The sequence below is a fragment of the Paenibacillus terrae genome (assembly GCF_005217525.1).
Taxonomy (GTDB): domain Bacteria; phylum Bacillota; class Bacilli; order Paenibacillales; family Paenibacillaceae; genus Paenibacillus; species Paenibacillus terrae_C.
Map to the genome: position 1 here is coordinate 381,948 of NZ_PNXQ01000016.1, position 17,849 is coordinate 399,796.

Consider the following 17,849-nt stretch of genomic DNA (forward strand, 5'->3'; position numbering starts at 1 on the left):
ATAATAGTTGAATTGCACTTTTGTCGTGTCTTTGCCTAAAAATTCAATATCTATTTCATCCCATTTCGTGCCATTAGCAGGTCCCGTATATGTGAAAAAGGAAGATACGATTCCTGTATTTTTAGCAGGTTTCATGCTGACCTCGTATAAGCCGTATCCGTAAGTATTCTTCGAGCGATACTCTCCGCCGTCAAATTTATTGTACGCAGGACTTGTTAAGCTAAGCTTCATTTTGCCATCGTTAGTAAAATTGACATTATTGGCACGCCAAGTGCAATTAAACATGCTCCCATTGGAATATCCATCTGCCTTTTGCCATGTACTCGAATTAAAATAACTTAATGGTTCCCAGAACACATCCGCCGCCAAAGCGCTTACCGAAAAAAACAGAGAAACTACACCCGTGGTTACCAGCGTAAACCAATACTTCTTCTTCATAAATACACCTCCATGTAATTCCAAACATGAACAATGTTGTGGAAATACGGTTTCCAGAAAATGTGGTACGGGCTGCCGGAAACCAAATAATAGAGCGCTTACATATTTGGTGTCCTCATTATATATGGACATAGTGCAGTAAACTATAGAAAACTTTAAAGAAGTATATTCACTTTTTAAGATTCGTGTCAGGACGACGTGAAAGATCTGTTCACGGATGTCCCGGTTTCACAAAAGGTCCAAAACAACTACTGTTTATACGAGCGATCATTATGAAAATTCAATGAAATCCACGTAGGCATCCCAAGTGCCGTCATCGCTCGTCAAGGTGAGTTTGACCTCCTGATCTCCGGTAGCGTGAGTAATATTGGACAAGGTTTGGACAGTCGGCGTTTTGCCCGTGAAATAGAAGGAACCTACAGTTACTCCTCCAATAACCAAGTCCACCTTGGCCGTACCAGCATTGCTTGAAGCCCCCCGCACTGAGATATTATGCGTAGATTTAGCAAAATACTGTGAATATGATGCGTAGTCAGCAGTGGCTTACAAGGCGACCCCGTCAAACGGTGCACTGATCTTGCCCGCATAAGTGCCGCCAATATTCATATTTTCAGCTTCAACCTTTGTCCCCGTATTGCCCCCCGTGTTGGGAGTGAACTGCCAGGCATCCAGATTGAAGAGATTGCCGCTGCCTGCCCCAGTAAACACCAGATATATGTTGTGAACTCCAGTGGCATTGCTAATCGTGGTCTGTACTTCTCTCCAGATTTGCATCCCTCCAGTTGAAGGTACGTTCAAGGTACCGACCAGAGGGCCTGTCTCACGATCAAGCCGTACTTCAATATTGCCACCAGCATTCGTGGCCACATTAGCTTTGAAGGTTTTCGCTCCGTTAGAACCAAAATCGGCTTTCCCGACAGCGATCCAGTCCCCATTGTGGATGTTGGTTACATTCAGATTACTAATCGGCCCACCGCTGGCTTGCGTGGGTTCGGTCGTAACGCCTGCTTGCCATGCAATGGTCTCCGCTTCAACTCTGGTATACGGATTCAGATTGGATAGTTGAGCGATTCCTGTCATATTCCCCTGCACCTCAGAGATGCTCCCGTCCGCATTATGCACCAGCTTATTAATATGCGGAGAGCGATAGCCTTTTCCATCTCCAATTTGAGCCTTGCTGACCGTTTGGGCATGGTACACGACATACCATTCATTCTTAAAATTAAATACTGCATGGTGATTGTTGCCGCCAACGCCGAAGAACGTATACGGATTTTTTAGGAAATGGCCTTTATAAGTGAAAGGACCCATCGGGTTGTCGCTGACCGTATAGCCGATTTCACCTGCAGGGTACTGCGGCGGATGTGATCCGGCAAAATTGATACAGTACGAATAGTAGTACTTGCCGTTGTGCTTATGAATGCCGGAATCCTCAAACAGGTAAGGAGCATCAATGGTGGTAGCGCTCCCAATCACACTGATCATATCCGCGCCTAATTTGATGACTCTGGCAGTTTTCGGATTAGCAATGGAAGCCGAATCGGATTCATTAGGAATTCCTCCACCACTATACAGGTATCCTGTACCATCATCATCCACCAGTACAGCCGGATCAAAAAGCCAAGTCACGCCAGCCATCCCAGGTGTACTATGTGTCACAAGTGCTTTGCCAAGCGGGTCTGTCCAAGGTCCGATAGGCGTGTCCGCTGTCAGGACGCCAATACCTGCTCCGCCATTGGCGAAATATAAAAAGAACTTGTCTCTGCCATTTATTTTTTTATGCGCAATGGCTGGAGCCCAGGAGTTAGAAGCCCATTTGGCAATGCCTCTACCGTTGTTCTTGTTGTTGGCACCTGCGACTGGTATCGTTCCGTGATCCGTCCAGTTCACCATGTCCGCAGAGGATATGACCTGGATGCGATCCAGTGCACTGAAGTCATTGTCTTTAATCGACCCATTCTTGTTATACACATACGTATCACTTGACATGTAGATATACACCCTTCCGTCATACACCAATGCATAAGGGTCAGCTCCCAATTTATGATCCATCAGAGGGTTGGAATTTCCTGGTAGTTTAGCCAGTGGTCGATTGGCAGCATTCACATTTAGCATGGGAAAGACACCGAGCAATAAAGCGAAGGAAAGAAATAAAACTAAACATTTTCTAATCATAACATTACCTCCGTTTTTTTATATGGTAAGCCGAGCTACCCGTAAATTCATCAAATTCAGGAATATGCTCAGACCTCTACCCGTAAGGGGAACGGCTGTGAAGAATGGTTAGAGATAGAAACAAAAATGAAATCGCTTACAAAATTATTATTTAGGAGCGCTCTACGAGAGGGGAATCGCTACATACTTATCTCTGTTCTTCTATTGGCAGCTCCAGTTATTGATTGAAAATAATGGGTTTTATTTGGCGTAATTGTAACATGCTCTATTAAAAATAACAATATCATTCTATTTTAAAAAAGAGCAAACCGAAAGGGATGAAACTCAATGGTTTACTCCGTAAAATACTGACATCAGATCAGGCGATCTTGGCTCCACTCTTGAGACCTCTGACTCTCAATCAGCATGACCAGTTTGAGTCTAGAGTCATAGCGAGATATTGTGAGGAGACCAATTCCCACAAATTATGATAACTGTCAAGCATGGTGCCCTACTGGGGGTAAATCCTGTTCTGCGTTTCTTATCCATTACATACGGTCTAAAAACAATCAGCACCTCCAACACCAGCTTTTTGGTCGGTCTTACGACGACCATACAACGAACCATGTCGCTATAATCCATGAGCATTCATATAGTTCACTGCTGTTCTAAAACGACCAATTTATCTATTACCATCATTATTCAGCTTACCAGTTTTAGACCAACTGCTGAACCGAGTACCATTGCAATGAACAGAATTCTCGCGGTATTATGCGGTTCACCGTAAAAGATCATACCTAATATGGCCCCGCCCGAAGCTCCAATACCGGTCCAGACGGCATAGGCTGTTCCCATTGGTAGTGTTTCCATGGCCAGGTTTAGGAACAAAAAGCTCAATCCAAAGCCTCCAAGCAAGTAGAAAGCGGACAGGAAATTCCGGTCTTTATGGAGTTTATTAATCATGAGAACTCCAATCATCTCAAATACGCCTGCCAAAATTAGAAAGACCCAGTTCATATGTCAGTGCACCTCTTCTCCTTCTTTCTTCTCTTTGCTCTGTATTTTGAGTCCTACAACCCCGAGCAGAAGCAGCCCGATCAGCATCAATTTAGATCCCTGTACCTCAGCACCAAACAACAAAATTTCTGCCAATACAGTGCCGGCCGTTCCCAAACCGACAAACACTGCATATACTGTTCCTACCGGAAGTGTACGGGAAGCCATAATCATGAGTATGAAACTGACAAAAATGGCGACTAAAGTCCCCACCCACTCTAACCATCCACTGGCATGTTTCAAGCCGATAACCCATCCAACTTCAAATAATGCTGCAATTACAACAGATAACCATGTCTTGTTCATTCTGTGCTTCCTCCTTTTTGATAACGCTGCAAATGTAGTATGGATTTAAAGCAGCAAATAAAAAAAGCCTGAGATCATACTGCATACAGCAGTTTTTCTCCCAGGCTTTTATCCCTCCGTGACACAGTACGACGACTGTGAGTTTTCTCTCGGACCAGCCGATATTACATCGCGGAACCCTAGAAAACATTTTTGAATTCAATTATAGTTAATATTATACATATTAGTGAATAAATAACAACATAAAATTAATAAGGACTTGGATATCATCAGGTAGTGCTAAGTAAGCTGTCCCAATATCACATATCCCAATGTATATTTCTTTATGCAACTATGTGCCTTTTGTATCATGATCATTTGGATAATGCTTTGTTTTGGTCATTATGAAATCAATTTGTTCTTCATCACCCATATAAAAAGAGTGTGCTCCAGTTTGAACAAACCCCATTTTCTTATAAAAAGAAATAGCATTTTCATTTTTTTTCCATACGCCGAGCCAGATTTTGTTTTTATTTTGTTCCATTGCAATTTCCATAGCTTTATTTAGCAGATACTTACCAAGTCCATGTTTTTGAAATTTGTTCTTTATATAGATTCTCTCAATTTCGAGTGACTCATCACCCATATTTTCGGATTGGGCATCATTCATATTTACTTTTAAATATCCAGCAAGTTCTTCATTAAAATAGATGAAAAAGATTTCTGAAGAGACATTGGACAATTCCTCCTCCAACTGTTTAGAGTTAAATGCTCTTTCCAGATAGGCTTTCATATTTTCATGTGAATTCTGATCTTTAAAAGTATCGTTGAATGTTTCAACACTTATTTCTTGGAGTATTTGTAAATCTTCACGGCTGCACTTTATTGTTTTTACAGTCATTTTTTGGGTATCGCTCCTTCATATAAATCAATCAATAATTTCTTTTGTTCCCCTTTTTCACGAATTCCCAGTCATTTCCTATGTTTTCTCTTACTCTTTGAAGAAGATTGAAAATGGTTTCTACTTCTCTTTCCGAAAATCCCTCTAATGCAACGTTATTGGAATAAACATTTTCTCTTTTTATAAAAGGATAAACATTGTTCCCTTTCTCTGTTGGAAAGAGTTTTTTGATTTTTTTGTTATGGTTATCCTCTTTCTTTTCAATAAATCCATTAATTACAAGTTTCTTTATGGCACGAGATGCTGTTGTTCGATCTACTTTTATCATCTCAGCTAACTTTTCTTGAATGATTCCTGGGTTTTCGCATATTCGCACAAGGTACAAATACTGCCCTTTTGTAAGGTCATATTCCTTAAATTCGATATTACTTATAGAATCCAATGCCCTTGCTATCATTCCAATTTCACGAAGTACTTCCTTCATAATTAACTCCTTTGTCTCTATTTTGTTGCAAATGCAATAAAAATGGTATGTATTAAATTTACTCTAATTTTGTTGTATTTGCAACATGTAATTATGATAAAGAGGTTTGGTAGGACTGTCTATAAATGTGGGGATTGCACAATTTAATAACATCTGAACTATGGTACAGCAAAGCTGTTTGTTTTGGAATTGGTTTAATGGACCCATTGGTGTTGGAACTTTGTTAACCGTTTGCTTAGGGGGGCTAATACTCAATTGCTTTATGCCATTTACTGGGAAAGTACTAGACCGCATATTAACACACTCTGGTACATCACCAAATCATGAGAAAGATAAAAAGCATTCTATATAGGTAACTTTATAGCTCTTGCAGTAGTAACTTTATCCCAAAATTTCATGTTCGATAGTTCTTCTTGGTTAATTCCCTCATTATCATAGAATGGCTGGATGGTTGTTATCAAATCCAGTTGCAGTATTAAGGGCCATTATGCTCTCACACCATGAAATAGTAATTCGCCCTTTCCGGTAGTGGAAAGATTGTTACAATAAAGAAGACTGCCGATAAATTTCACCGACAGTCCTTCTCTTCCAAGTAGTATACTCCTCAATCCTATTCGCTGGATAACTCCTTGAGCGATTTGATTTTACCATGGGGATGCTGTTCTTGCTTTCGTGACTTCCAGGCAGCTTCTTTTCTTCTCTTCTGGTGAGCCATAACAGATATCCTCCTTTGGAAATTGTGATGTATACCACTTCCTTATGTTGTCATTTCTCGGCTCTGTTCATTCATAAAACTAAATTTGTTGGATTTTTTGTTATAACTCAGGGTGATACCTGCCCCGTTTTTACAATTCCAAAGTAGCTGGAACTGCTGTTAGTAGCTTCCAGAAAATATGAAAACTGCTGCTTTCCGATGTTCGACTCATCTGCGAATTCCTACTTCGGATTCCAGTTATCGCTCCCCATTTCTTACCTTGATAAAAGCGCAAAGGGTTACTTTTTCTGGCAACAAGCGATCGACAAGCTCACGAAATCCGGAGTGATCATCGGCTATGCCAGTGCAATCAGCACGAGCTGCTGGGATACAATACCGCCGTCGATATGGATGACTTTTTACAGGCTTTCTTCCGGTATCCGCTAGGACGCGCTATTTAGTTTGATTTGGACGAAAATCTATATTCTCAGACTCTCCATAAAAAAGCTCAATGCGTTGGACACCCACTTTTTGGGATGAAGAACAAGCTGGATCTCCAGCTTGAGCTCGGTATGCTCAAAGGGTAACACCTTTAGCTCTTCCCGTTCAATCTCCTCCAGCGCGGCCATTAGCGGTAGAATGGATATACCTTCTCCGGTTTTGATGCTCCGCTTGATCGCTTCCGGATTACCCAACTCTAGGCCCACTCGATAGGCGATTCCATTTGCGCGAAGCACCCTTTCCAGCAGCTGCCTGTAGTTGCACGTATGCTCGGGCATGATCCACTCCGCATCCACCAGATCGTCCAGCCTGATTCGCTCTTTAGCGATAAGCGGATGGTTCGGATGGACAATCAGCACAAGCGGTTCTTCGCGAATCCTAATCCACTGTAAGGCCGGATCGCTTGAATCGTCCGCGAGGATCAGCCCGACATCAGCCTCCCCTTCCCTGACCTGGTGCAAAATCATCTCTTCGCGATCCGTATGCAACCGTATGTTCAGATCAGGGTATTCTTTGCGGGTCGCCTGCATATACGGCGGCAAAAAATACGAAGCGATGGAATCCATGGTACCGATCATCATGGAACCCCCGCCCTGCTTGGCCAATTTTTCTTTGGATTGCTCGAAGAGCTCCAGCATTTGTCCGGCAAGCTTGAACAGCTCTTCCCCGGCGGAGGTAAGACGAATCTTGTTGTTGCTGTAGCGATCGAACAATTTGACCTGATACGCTTTCTCCAGCTTCTGAATCTGGGTCGTGACACTGGATTGTGCGTAACCGAGCACTTCTGCTGCTCTCGTAAAGCTTTCACGAATGGCAACTTCCCGAAATGTCTGAAGATAGATGAAATCCAAGCTGATCACCCCATCGAAATTATTGATGAGAATTATCACTTATTATAGATAACTCTGATGCTATCTCCTATGTTACATTAGATTTAATTCAACGGGAAGGGATAACTGATGATGATGAACGAACAACATATTCATGGGATTTTTATACCGCTGATTACACCTTTTTCGCGTGACTATAAGCTGGACATCAATTCGTACCGGAAGTATGTTACCTATCTTGCAGGCCATGACATCCAGGGTCTGGTGGTTAACGGTACGACGGGAGAGTCACCGACCGTATCCTGGGATGAAGTCAAACAGATGGTACAGGTAACGCAGGATGTTCTGAAGAGCATGAACAAAACTATTCCGATCATCATTGGCACGGGAACGAACGATACCTATTCAACGGTGCATCGGACGGAAATGGCGGCTGAATTAGGAGCGGATGCAGCCATGGTGGTCACTCCGTATTACAACCGGCCGACGCAGGAAGGAATCTTGGAGCATTTCCGTGTCGTATCTCGTGTAGGCCTGCCTGTGCTTGTATACGAGATTCCGGTTCGCACTGGCAGTCGCATGACATTAGATACAATACGCAAAGTACTCGACCTGGATGGCGTAATTGGGCTCAAGGACAGCACGGGCGGTCTTGATCTGCTCTTGAAATTGACCCAGTACGAGACTAAGCCTATCCTCTGCGGAGAGGATGCCTATTTCCATGCCATGCTATGTCAGGGGGCTGCTGGCGGTATGCTTGCATCCGCTCATATCAACATCCAGAAGTATGTGGAGATATACCAACGTTTTGTGACTGGTGATATGAACGGGGCGCGAGACAGTTTCATGCTACTGGAGCCGATGATCCAGCATGTATTTGCAGAGCCAGCCCCGGCCGCGATCAAGTGGTGGCTTGCCCAGCAAGAGATTATTGCCGCCGAGCAATTACGTCTGCCACTTATGCCGCTGTCGGATCAGGTGAAGCAGGGTCTCCTGAATTCGATCGTATCCTGATAAATCAACTTGTCTCAGACTTCCCAATCATAACGTAGAAGAAGGGGCTGTCCCAAAAGCAGCTTTTTCATTAAATAAGGACAGTCTCCTAAATGAAAAAAACACCGAACCGGGCAAGGAGGTCATTCTTGTCTGGTTCGGTTGTTTTTTTCGTCCACTTTGTGCTTTTTTAGCAGATTATGGGCAAGGGATACAGTGTTGCCCTCATCTTCCGTTTATACTGGAAGTACGGTAGACTGACCTGGATTTTGCGGTTACCGGCCGTCTTGGTACAAGAATGCTTTATATATTGTTATCAAAGAGTAGGCAGGCCTTTCATTAGCTATTTGTCATCATCCTCTTGTCGAGCAGCTCAAGTACAAACGGCCATGCCTGTTCATGCTGGTTTCTCGAATTCTCATCTGGAAAACCTGCGTGGGTTAATCGAAGTAACGTGCCATTTCCACTAAGTTCAAGCTCAACGGTAAGCACCGTTTCATATCCCTTGGTGCCTCCTTCCCCGGTAACCCAGGTCAGTTCGATAAGGCGATCTTGTTCTAGTCTCAGAAATCGTCCGTAGTGCGGATGGCGTTTCCCCTCAAAATGTGTTTCGAAAAAAAAGGCCGTATTCACTCGGGCCTCCATGATTACAGACCCTGGGGCTGCAAACCAATGGTCAAACCGCTTGGTCCACGCTTGATACAGAACATTGGGTGACGCTTCCATTTTTCGTTCCACTGTTAGATTAGACGGTCTTTGTGAAATATCCGGCAAAGAAATAATAACCGTTTTGACAAAGGATAGTCCACCAAAAATCAAAACTAAGGCCCCCGAGATGATCCAGGGGGTACTATCCGCGAAAAGTGAAACGATCAAAAGTCCCGCACCGAGCAGCAATAGTCCGGCAACCATGACAAAACGTGCTCCCCGCCTGTCGACTAAAGAACCACCAATGATCCCGAAAAGAATCACGCCAATCGTTCCAGGAAACAGAACACTGCCTCCAATGAGGCTTGTCGACATCCGATGTACTTCTCTCATCATGTAAGGGATCATGGACATAAATCCTGCAACGGTCGATCCGATCATTCCAAAAGCCTTTCCTTGATGCTGCTTTTCGATACTTCTGGTAACGATGACCATAATCAGCCCGGGAACGGCAGAAGCACCCGCTCCTTGAATAAATCGCGCGGCAAGTAAAGCCGGAAACCAGAAATGAAAAAGCAAGCCGATTAGCGATCCCCCGCCGTATATCAGCACACTGATGAAAAACAGTTTTTTTATGCCATAGATGTCCGATATTTTTCCGTAAACGGCCGTTCCTACTGCAAAAGAAAGAACGAAGCTGGTATTGACGTAATTTGCGACGGATGGCTCAATTCCAAATTGAACAGCAATATCGGGCAACGATACGTTGAACACCGTCTCATTCAATACACTGAAAAATGCAAGCACGCACAGCCAAATCAAGGATTTAGGGATGCGTTCCTCAACCGATTTTTCCATCATGCAAACCCCTTAAAAATGCCAGGGGAACACGCAGTTTATAGGGCCAGTGATGCGATGTCCCCTTTATTTTGTGCCCTTCTTTTCACTATGTACTTCATTCTAGCGCCTCCAAAAGTAAAAATCAGTTTAATCAAAACGACCTAACCATATTATCATAAAAATAATAAAAATATTACCTGCTATCAAATGATTCTCAAGATCAGAAAGAGTCATATTTGTGGTATCGGAATCCTTCCACAATTCATAGTAGTAGCCGTCTTGGGTATGATGTACAAAAATAAATGGGTTTCTCCAGCCATCAGCAGTATGGTCTCTCTAATACCGAGAGCATTTAGAAAACTGGATTATTTTGGTTTTCCGTTCCCCATTCACATAATTCTTCCAAAACAGGTAATAGTGTTTTCGCTTTATCGGTGAGACTGTACTCGACTTTAGGGGGAACTTGAGGATACTCTTTTCGTTTCACCATACCATCCGCTTCCAATTCTTTAAGTTGTGAACTCAATGTTTTATAGGTAATAGCTCCTATCTGTCTTTTCAGATCATTAAAGCGAACCGGTTCGTTTTCTGCTAGGAGGTAAATAATAACCATTTTCCATTTACCACCAATAACTGACAATGTATAACCAAAAGGTGTATCTTGAATATTTTTAACTTTACCTTTAAATTCGGCCATACTCATATTTACACTATCCTTTCGGGTAGTACCTATCAAAAAAGTGCGTACTACGTTTTTATTCGAGTTCAGTTTATACTAACCTCACTTTGAAGTAAAGGAGAGAACAACATGACTAAAAAAACAATACGTCTTTTAATGCCACAATGGCAAGGGGGGAACAACCCTAACTACTCTTTTGGAGCCGAACTGCTTGCTTGGCTAGCCCCGGACAATGATCAACCTCTTATTCATGTTCCAGTTCAAGCTTATGATGGAATTCCGCTTCAAAATGAGAACGGTATGTATGGGAGAAAACAGCTACTTGAACAATTAGAGGCTGCTCAACATATCATTGACGCACATAAGCCAGATCGCATTGTAATGTTTGGTGGTGACTGCTTAGTCGAGCAAGCCCCGTTTGCCTATTTAAACGAACGATACAGAGGTGAATTAGGCTTAATCTGGATCGATGCTCACAGTGATTTAGTTAGATATGTTGGTTATGATAACGGACATACATTACCGCTCGGGAATCTTTTGGGGGAAGGAGATGAGGAGTTCGCAAAACATGTGAAAATCCCTCTTAAACCTGAAAATGTCTTTATCGCGGGATTAGCGACTCCTACAGAACAAGAAACAGAAGTGATTTCAGAAGCGTTTCAAAGACTAGGCATTAAAACTGCAGAACAAGATACAGAAATGATTCAAAGACTAGGTATTAAAACTGCAGGAACCAAAGAGTTAACGAACAGTACTGCATCTATAAAAAAGTGGATTAAAGAAAGTGGCATTAAGCACCTGGCTATTCACCTGGATTTAGATGTGCTTGATCCCAAGGCATTTCGTTCTTTATTGTTCGCCAACCCTGAAGCACCTTATAAATATTCTCCTGCGGGAACAATGCAAATGCCTCAACTGCTTCATCTGATTAAAGAACTATCTGAAGAAACAGATGTGGTTGGATTAGGTATAACGGAGCATATGCCGTGGGATTCTATTAACTTGAAAAATCTACTTGGAGAAATACCTATTCTAAACAAATAAAAAGTCATAAACAGAATTATAGCAGAACAATGATCTGCTTGATCACAAAAATACACTCACGCACTTTTATGTTTGCGAGGGTGTTACATAATTCTCCCTTCTCTTTTCTCATACGAATAATTTTTCAAACATTTTCATGGATAATTTTATGTTATTGCAGAAGGATTTATAGTAAAATATATTGACACACAGGGAGGAAAATAGTGTATATTATGTAAAAACATCATCTTCTCTTTACGGATAATTTAAACCTATTCAAAATCTCCGCGACTTAGAAATGGTGGTGTTAACAGGCGTTAATAAGTAATAGAATAAAAAACATTTATCTGTAGAAGAGACTTTTCCCCATTCCCCTCTCTCCTGATCCTATCCATACTAAGGAGTGAAAGTGCTATGTGCGCACGAATGATAAAAGCGAATACAAGGAATGTAATCGGCAGTTATTGCAAATGGATCGCGGCTGGTATGATTTTAACTTTCACGGGATGCTCCCTTGCATCCGCAGCTCCTTCGCCCTCCTCAAGTGAAACTAATAGTGAACCCGCCTCCTCCCTAATTACATTTCAATTGCAAGAGGCTACGATTGCTCAGATGCAGGACGCGATGAAGTCAGGGGCACTGTCGAGTGTCGAGCTTACCGCCATGTACCTTAACCGGGTATATGCCTATGATTCTAGTGGCATTAGGCTCAATTCCATCCCTGTTTTGAACCCTGATGTACTAAAAGAAGCCGCTCAAGCTGATCAACTAAGGGCGCAGGGTATCAAGACCGGGCCTCTGCAAGGCATCCCCTACACGGTTAAAGACAGCTACAAGGTTAAGGGACTCACTGTCGCTTCTGGATCTCCGGCTTTCAAAAACCTGATGGCAAAGGATGATGCCTTTACAGTAGAGAAGATACGCAAATCCGGTGGGGTACTGATTGGTAAAACCAACATGCCGCCAATGGCAGCGGGGGGAATGCAAAGAGGGGTTTATGGCCGTGCTGAAAGTCCGTACAATCCAGATTATCTGGCTGCAGCCTGGTACTCTGGCTCCTCTAACGGATCTGGCGTCTCAACAGCCGCCAACCTCGCTGCCTTCGGTATGGGGGAAGAAACGGTATCTTCTGGAAGATCACCAGCATCTAACAATGGTTTAATTGCCTACACGCCATCGCGGGGCCTAATCTCCATTCGGGGGAATTGGCCGCTCTTCCCAATACGGGATGTCGTTGTCCCACATACGAGAACTGTCGAGGACATGCTCCGCTTGCTTGACGTGATCGTTGTAGAGGATAAGATCACCAAAGGCGATTTCTGGCGAGAACAGAAAGCCGTTCGGCTGCCTTCTGTCAACAGTATCCGCCCAAAATCCTATTTAGAACTGCGAGACACCCAAGCTTTGAAAGACAAACGCATTGGCGTTCCGAAAATCTATATCGGTAAGGACCATGAAACCACAACTCCGATCAAATTCAGACCTTCGATACAGGCATTATGGGAAAAAGCTGTAAAGGATTTAACTGCTCTCGGAGCTGAGGTTGTGGAAGTTGACTTCCCCCTGCAAGCGAACAGCGAGAAGGACCGGGCAACAGCGAAAACACCTGAAGAACGTGGTTTGATGCCGGTAAAGTGGGCCGAAAAGGAATTTGGGCTGCTTAATCCTTATGCGGCTGAGAAATTCCTCAAAAGTGTGGGCGATCCAAACTTCCCGTCATGGGCTAATATCGACCCTGCAACCGTCTTCCCGAATCCGCCCGGTTCGGTAGATGCCAAACGTGGCAGAGACCTTGGCCATTATGACGTATTCATTGATACCATAAAGAAAGGCGTCACCCCATACGAACAAATTCCGCAGTTTCATGAAGGGCTGCGGGGGCTTGAGAATGTACGGAAGATTGATTTTGAAGATTGGATGAAGCAAAACAACCTTGATTTTATTGTATTCCCGGCAAATTCCAATATCGGCAAAGCCGACTCCGATGTGAATGAAACGTCCTATGAGGAGGCTTGGGAAAATGGCAACTATTTCTCCAATACGAATTTCATTCTACGCGAGTACGGGATCCCAAGTGTGTCCGTGAGCATGGGCGCTATGAAGGATACCGGTATGCCCGTTAATCTAACGATGGCGGGTGCCGCATACAGCGATAATGACCTGTTGCGTTATGCTTATTCCTATGAGCAGGCGACAAAAAACCGGCCTATTGCAACGCGTACGCCAGCGCTTGAGGATGAAACCTTTTCCTATAACCCTAAAACTACGCTCCCACCCTCTAAACGCAAGGAAACAGACGTGCCTGTGCTCAATTTGAATGCCTCAATCAAGGACGATGTCCTCTCTTTGGAAGGTTCAGTCACAGATCAAAGCGCTATTGCACAGCTTAAAGTTTATGTCAATGGCATTCGTGTCGTTATTACAGAAGATAAAGCCAATTGGTCTGCAACGCTTCCAACTGCTAAATACAAACAGGCTGGCGCCTCCCAAGCCGATACGCTGCATATTCTTGTGCTGGCCAAGGATATTTACGGAAATACCTCTGCTCAAGTCAAGTCTGTCGCTTTACCCCAATGATGTAAGGACATCATAGAACTCACTATAATTGTGGGTGCCCTGACCGTAAGGTTCTCATTAGGAAAGCTATCGCTGCAGCTGGCCTGAGCGACGGGATAGTTGAGCTTGGCGGGCTGGAGGTTGGGCAGATGAAGCTGCAACTTCCAGCTCTTTAAATTCTAATGCAACTTGGCATGCTATAGCCTTGCTGTCAAGTTCATCGAACAATCGTTTTTCGATAGCTCAATCACTATTTGGATATTTGTTGAATAGGAACTCTAATATATCTTTCAAATAATCTTCGAACACACTTATATAATTTTTAAAGATGTTTTCACTTAGTAGTACATAAAGAGAGTCTTCGCTTTCCATATCACCAAGCATTTCGATCAAATCAATCGATGGCATTACATTTGTGTGCTGGTGGATCTGTTTAATCGAGAAATCATGGGTCATAGTGCAGGCCCGAACAAGGACGCTGCTCTGATTACCCATGCCTTCGCGACCGTTAAGGGTGATCTACGTCAGATTCAATGGTTTCATACCGACCGTGGCAGTGAGTTCAAAAATCAAAAGATGGACGAGCTTCGGTCGTCTTGTTTGCCATCTAAGACCATTCCTTTCTTTTGAGCCTGAACATCTCAATTTTATTGGAATGGTCTTAGTGGTGAAACCCTCGATCCCTCCACCCGCATAGCGGGTGGTTTTTTGTTTCGCGCGTTTCACGCACTCAACTGGCTAAAGCCATAATAAAAAAATCGCCTACTAAAGGCGATTTTAAAATGCTTGTTTTTTATATTCTTAACTGTATCCATGATTCGCTCTCAGCTCTTTTACTAATTGAGTAAAATGCACAGGCCGCACGTAGCTTAACTTATCAAATAGACCTTGTGCTTTGCAGGCAAGAATGACTGGGATGGTGACATAACCATATGCATAATTGTTTAAAATGGTTAACATGCTTTCACCCCTAAAGAAAATCTATATAGTCCAATTCATATGTTTCCAGTGTTCCGGACGCTGAAGTGCTGAAGGTAATTTCGTACTGTGGTCTCCCTTGGCCGAGTTGATCTGGTTCTGGGTAAGAAAGATACTGTTGGACAGATCCGTTCCTCTCAGATCCGCATTCCGGAAATCCGCCCCGATCAAATCCGCTCCTGTTAAGTTGTTTCCTCTCAAATCAGCTGCAATTAGGTAAGCTCCGCGCAAATTGGCCCCTCTTAAATCCACTTTTCTAAGATCAGCTCCAATGAGGTCTGCGCCACGGTCAATATTCTTTTTCCCGCCAGAGCGTCTCTTCTGTCCTGTGTGGTGGCCTTTCTGCTTCTGATGAACTTCGGCCCTTACAAGCTCACTCGTCTTCAAGAGTAGAACGTTCACTGAAGCCCTATGTTCTCCCACATCTAATTTCAGCAAATCATCTGGGCTAAGATATGTGAGCCTTTCTGTCTCTTCCAGCAAAGCCTGGATCTGATCATAAATCGAACGTGCCGGCTGCAACATCACTGCTTCTGTCAAGTACCACAGCAATTCATGAATTTGCATCATGGTCGTGAACACCTTGAACATCTTTGGGGCAACCTCTGGAGATGACTGCCAATCTTGTCCAGCAAAGCTCACTTGTGACACCTTTTGTCCTGCGCCAAAGCAATCAAATGATACACATCCCTTCAGCCCCGGTTTGCTAAGACTTTCGTGAATCCCACAGCGAAAATCTTTTTGCAAATGGACACAGGGCTGACCTGCATTTTTATCTATTGGAAAACCATCTGAAGCAGAGAAGCGTAGTGCCACACAACACAGACCGATGCATTTTTCGCAGTCCGCTCGAATGCTTCGTCGCCTCTCTTCCGATAGAGGGGCGACCGCTTCAGACAACAACTTGTTTTTCGTATTTTTGTTAAGATTGTTCAATTGTTTTACCTCCGACTACATGTATTAAAGTCTCGTTTCCAACACGAGATTCGACACTCTTCCATCTGGTTTTTCAGCGACCCTCTGGATAATGTCAAAGTATCATTCAACCATTGATTCCATCGTAGGCTTAATTGAGCAGATCAGCATTATATTCCAGGTAACTTTGAATGATCTGCTCTGGCGCAGGACTGAGAAAGGCTTCCGCCACCTCCGGTCGTGATATTTTGGCAGTGATTTTATGCAAAGTGATTACCTTGCCATCCGCACTCCGTTTTAATCCTTTGGCATGATCTCGTTTGTATCCCAGGTATTCATTAATATTTGCATACAACAGATAAAGCTAGCAAATGTTATCTGCGTACTGGGATATTGACTCACGAGCGACAGTCATGCTGAACTTGCATTACCCTATCCACTGCAAACCGCCAAAACAGCGGAGCAATACCAAACGACAATGGCCAATCCAGCGGAACCCGGTGCAATTTGCCTAAAATCCATAACCTATGCATGCGATCCAACGTACTGCAAGGATCTTGACGTTGAAGGGCGACTGACGACGGAGTCCGTCGACGGATCGGCCTTTGTGGACGACTAGGCATCCTGGCTCACAAAGACCTTCGGCTTTGGACCGAAAGCCATGCCGTTAAACGGCACGGTCTGGTATCCTGAAGACGATGGCCCCTTCCCGCTCGTGTTAATCGTGCACGGTAACCATCTCGCGACCGATTTCTCCGATCCGGGGTATGCCGATTTGGGCAAGTTGCTGGCAAGTCTCGGAACTTTTTATATCAGTAGCTTCTTTAAGTCATTGGGGGTAGCTGGAAAAGTACCATTTGGGAATGTAGGTTTGAAATTCATCATAGGCATCCAACACCAACTCAGCGCGATGCACCATATCGTCAACCTCTTCTTGTCCAAACGGAATCGCCCAGTGAATAGATGAGAGTTGATTGCTTGCAATATACAAGGCCATTAATCTGAAAAACAAATCAGGTACATGATGATTAAAATAACCGTGGATACGACCCGAAGCGAATAGCGGGCTTACGCCTGCACACCAGGTAATGCGATTGAATTCTTCCCAAGGATCGCCATAATCCAATCTGTTAAAATCAATGATACCCAGTTCACCAGATTTGGAGACTACCATGTTCCCCACATGATAGTCTCCATGCTGAAAGGTTTGAGGACGATCTTCTAATAGATGACGATTCTGCTCAATAAAGCGGAGCGCTTGATCTGCTCCCCTGAAGGGAATGCCGCAAGCTATATAATTGGTGATATATCTGTTTATTTTGGCATTATAATATTCAGCCCAGGGTACTTGATTTGGCTCCGCAGGAATGTCATGCATTTTTCTCAAGATTTCACCTGCCTGTACCCCGAGTTGATACTGATCGTTAGCATTTAAGGCGGGAATCATCTTCTCCGCATCTTCCCCTTTAATCCAGGTGAATAAGGAATATACAGACTCGCCATGATTGCAAATCCCGAAATCAAGCGGCCGGGACATTAAAATGCCCTTTAGGTGGTCCAGCTTTTTAACAGATTCAAACTCCCATTTTTTCTTTTCAAATTGGGATATATCCGACACTCGAAGTAGTAGCTCCCTGTTATCTTTTGTTTTGATATCGTATTTTTTATCTTTGGACCAGCCTTTATGGACTTCTTCTACTGTATTCCATGTATGGGCATCCGGTATTTCGCTAAACTTGTTAATCATTTCGTTACACCTACTGTGGGATAATATATTCTTGAAGCAATAGGGTTATAGTATGTATGATTTCGCCCTTATATTTTACTAATCTTTCCCTGATAATGCCACTAAAAAAAGAAAAGCCCCCTCTGCT

Annotated in this window: 19 protein-coding genes, 2 pseudogenes and 1 riboswitch; of the genes and pseudogenes, 6 read left to right on the forward strand and 15 right to left on the reverse strand. The window is 43.5% G+C overall.

The window, feature by feature from the left end; genetic code table 11:
• The 7 genes from C1I60_RS19355 to C1I60_RS19380 all read right to left on the reverse strand — a co-directional run.
• The coding region (locus C1I60_RS19355; protein WP_137063853.1) for a family 16 glycosylhydrolase at positions 1-438 on the reverse strand (438 nt) is incomplete at its 3' end.
• A gap of 270 nt (positions 439-708) precedes the next feature.
• Positions 709-921, reverse strand: coding sequence for a carbohydrate-binding protein (locus C1I60_RS25860; protein ID WP_252361790.1), 213 nt, complete (start codon positions 919-921; stop codon positions 709-711).
• A 60-nt stretch (positions 922-981) separates the two neighbouring features.
• On the reverse strand, positions 982-2,613 hold the full coding sequence (locus tag C1I60_RS19360) for a carbohydrate-binding protein (RefSeq protein WP_289306534.1): 1,632 nt from the start codon (positions 2,611-2,613) through the stop codon (positions 982-984).
• Between the two features lie 681 nt (positions 2,614-3,294).
• Positions 3,295-3,609, reverse strand: a complete 315-nt coding sequence (locus tag C1I60_RS19365; protein WP_137063191.1) for a DMT family transporter — start codon at positions 3,607-3,609, stop codon at positions 3,295-3,297.
• A gap of 3 nt (positions 3,610-3,612) precedes the next feature.
• Positions 3,613-3,954: a DMT family transporter gene (locus C1I60_RS19370; protein ID WP_137063192.1), complete on the reverse strand. Its 342-nt coding sequence runs from the start codon at positions 3,952-3,954 to the stop codon at positions 3,613-3,615.
• Between the two features lie 95 nt (positions 3,955-4,049).
• Positions 4,050-4,148: riboswitch (guanidine-I (ykkC/yxkD leader) on the reverse strand.
• A 137-nt stretch (positions 4,149-4,285) separates the two neighbouring features.
• Positions 4,286-4,834 carry a spermidine/spermine N(1)-acetyltransferase gene (gene paiA / locus C1I60_RS19375; protein ID WP_137063193.1) on the reverse strand — a complete coding sequence of 183 codons (549 nt, stop codon included), beginning with the start codon at positions 4,832-4,834 and terminating at the stop codon, positions 4,286-4,288.
• 31 nt (positions 4,835-4,865) lie between these two features.
• Positions 4,866-5,318, reverse strand: a complete 453-nt coding sequence (locus C1I60_RS19380; RefSeq protein WP_137063194.1) for a MarR family winged helix-turn-helix transcriptional regulator — start codon at positions 5,316-5,318, stop codon at positions 4,866-4,868.
• 196 nt (positions 5,319-5,514) lie between these two features.
• On the opposite strand from C1I60_RS19380, the pseudogene C1I60_RS25865 reads away from it, so the two are divergent.
• Positions 5,515-5,670, forward strand: a pseudogene (locus C1I60_RS25865) (YitT family protein); the annotation flags it as partial.
• Positions 5,671-5,928: 258 nt separating this feature from the next.
• On the opposite strand, the gene C1I60_RS25870 reads toward C1I60_RS25865, so the two are convergent.
• Both C1I60_RS25870 and C1I60_RS19395 read right to left on the reverse strand, forming a co-directional pair.
• On the reverse strand, positions 5,929-6,033 hold the full coding sequence (locus C1I60_RS25870; protein WP_015735743.1) for a DUF6254 family protein: 105 nt from the start codon (positions 6,031-6,033) through the stop codon (positions 5,929-5,931).
• Between the two features lie 458 nt (positions 6,034-6,491).
• A complete protein-coding gene (locus C1I60_RS19395) occupies positions 6,492-7,364 on the reverse strand; it encodes a LysR family transcriptional regulator (RefSeq protein WP_137063195.1) in 873 nt (290 codons plus the stop codon).
• 111 nt (positions 7,365-7,475) lie between these two features.
• On the opposite strand from C1I60_RS19395, the gene dapA reads away from it, so the two are divergent.
• Positions 7,476-8,357, forward strand: coding sequence for a 4-hydroxy-tetrahydrodipicolinate synthase (gene dapA / locus C1I60_RS19400; RefSeq protein ID WP_137063854.1), 882 nt, complete (start codon positions 7,476-7,478; stop codon positions 8,355-8,357).
• Positions 8,358-8,675: 318 nt separating this feature from the next.
• Here the strand turns inward: dapA and C1I60_RS25875 are convergent, their stop codons facing one another.
• Complete coding sequence (locus C1I60_RS25875) at positions 8,676-9,842, reverse strand: MFS transporter (RefSeq protein WP_137063196.1); 1,167 nt, start codon at positions 9,840-9,842, stop codon at positions 8,676-8,678.
• A gap of 334 nt (positions 9,843-10,176) precedes the next feature.
• Positions 10,177-10,527: a winged helix-turn-helix transcriptional regulator gene (locus C1I60_RS19410; RefSeq protein ID WP_137063197.1), complete on the reverse strand. Its 351-nt coding sequence runs from the start codon at positions 10,525-10,527 to the stop codon at positions 10,177-10,179.
• Positions 10,528-10,632: 105 nt separating this feature from the next.
• Between C1I60_RS19410 and C1I60_RS19415 the strand changes: the two genes are divergently transcribed.
• The 4 genes and pseudogenes from C1I60_RS19415 to C1I60_RS24950 form a co-directional block, all read left to right on the forward strand.
• The gene (locus C1I60_RS19415; RefSeq protein ID WP_137063198.1) at positions 10,633-11,547 is read left to right on the forward strand and encodes an arginase family protein; all 915 of its coding nucleotides are present in this window, start codon (positions 10,633-10,635) and stop codon (positions 11,545-11,547) included.
• Positions 11,548-11,942: 395 nt separating this feature from the next.
• Positions 11,943-12,074, forward strand: coding sequence for a hypothetical protein (locus tag C1I60_RS26230; RefSeq protein ID WP_289306535.1), 132 nt, complete (start codon positions 11,943-11,945; stop codon positions 12,072-12,074).
• A 40-nt stretch (positions 12,075-12,114) separates the two neighbouring features.
• Positions 12,115-14,103, forward strand: coding sequence for an amidase (locus C1I60_RS19420; protein WP_252361791.1), 1,989 nt, complete (start codon positions 12,115-12,117; stop codon positions 14,101-14,103).
• A 327-nt stretch (positions 14,104-14,430) separates the two neighbouring features.
• Positions 14,431-14,667: pseudogene (locus tag C1I60_RS24950) on the forward strand (DDE-type integrase/transposase/recombinase); the annotation flags it as partial.
• Positions 14,668-14,883: 216 nt separating this feature from the next.
• On the opposite strand, the gene C1I60_RS26470 reads toward C1I60_RS24950, so the two are convergent.
• The 4 genes from C1I60_RS26470 to C1I60_RS19440 all read right to left on the reverse strand — a co-directional run bounded on the left by C1I60_RS26470 (position 14,884) and on the right by C1I60_RS19440 (position 17,722).
• Complete coding sequence (locus C1I60_RS26470) at positions 14,884-15,042, reverse strand: hypothetical protein (RefSeq protein ID WP_434784412.1); 159 nt, start codon at positions 15,040-15,042, stop codon at positions 14,884-14,886.
• A 21-nt stretch (positions 15,043-15,063) separates the two neighbouring features.
• On the reverse strand, positions 15,064-15,963 hold the full coding sequence (locus tag C1I60_RS19430) for a pentapeptide repeat-containing protein (RefSeq protein WP_137063855.1): 900 nt from the start codon (positions 15,961-15,963) through the stop codon (positions 15,064-15,066).
• 163 nt (positions 15,964-16,126) lie between these two features.
• Positions 16,127-16,330, reverse strand: coding sequence for a hypothetical protein (locus tag C1I60_RS26475; protein WP_137063201.1), 204 nt, complete (start codon positions 16,328-16,330; stop codon positions 16,127-16,129).
• Between the two features lie 474 nt (positions 16,331-16,804).
• Positions 16,805-17,722: an aminoglycoside phosphotransferase family protein gene (locus tag C1I60_RS19440; RefSeq protein ID WP_137063202.1), complete on the reverse strand. Its 918-nt coding sequence runs from the start codon at positions 17,720-17,722 to the stop codon at positions 16,805-16,807.
• Between the last annotated feature and the right edge of the window lie 127 nt (positions 17,723-17,849).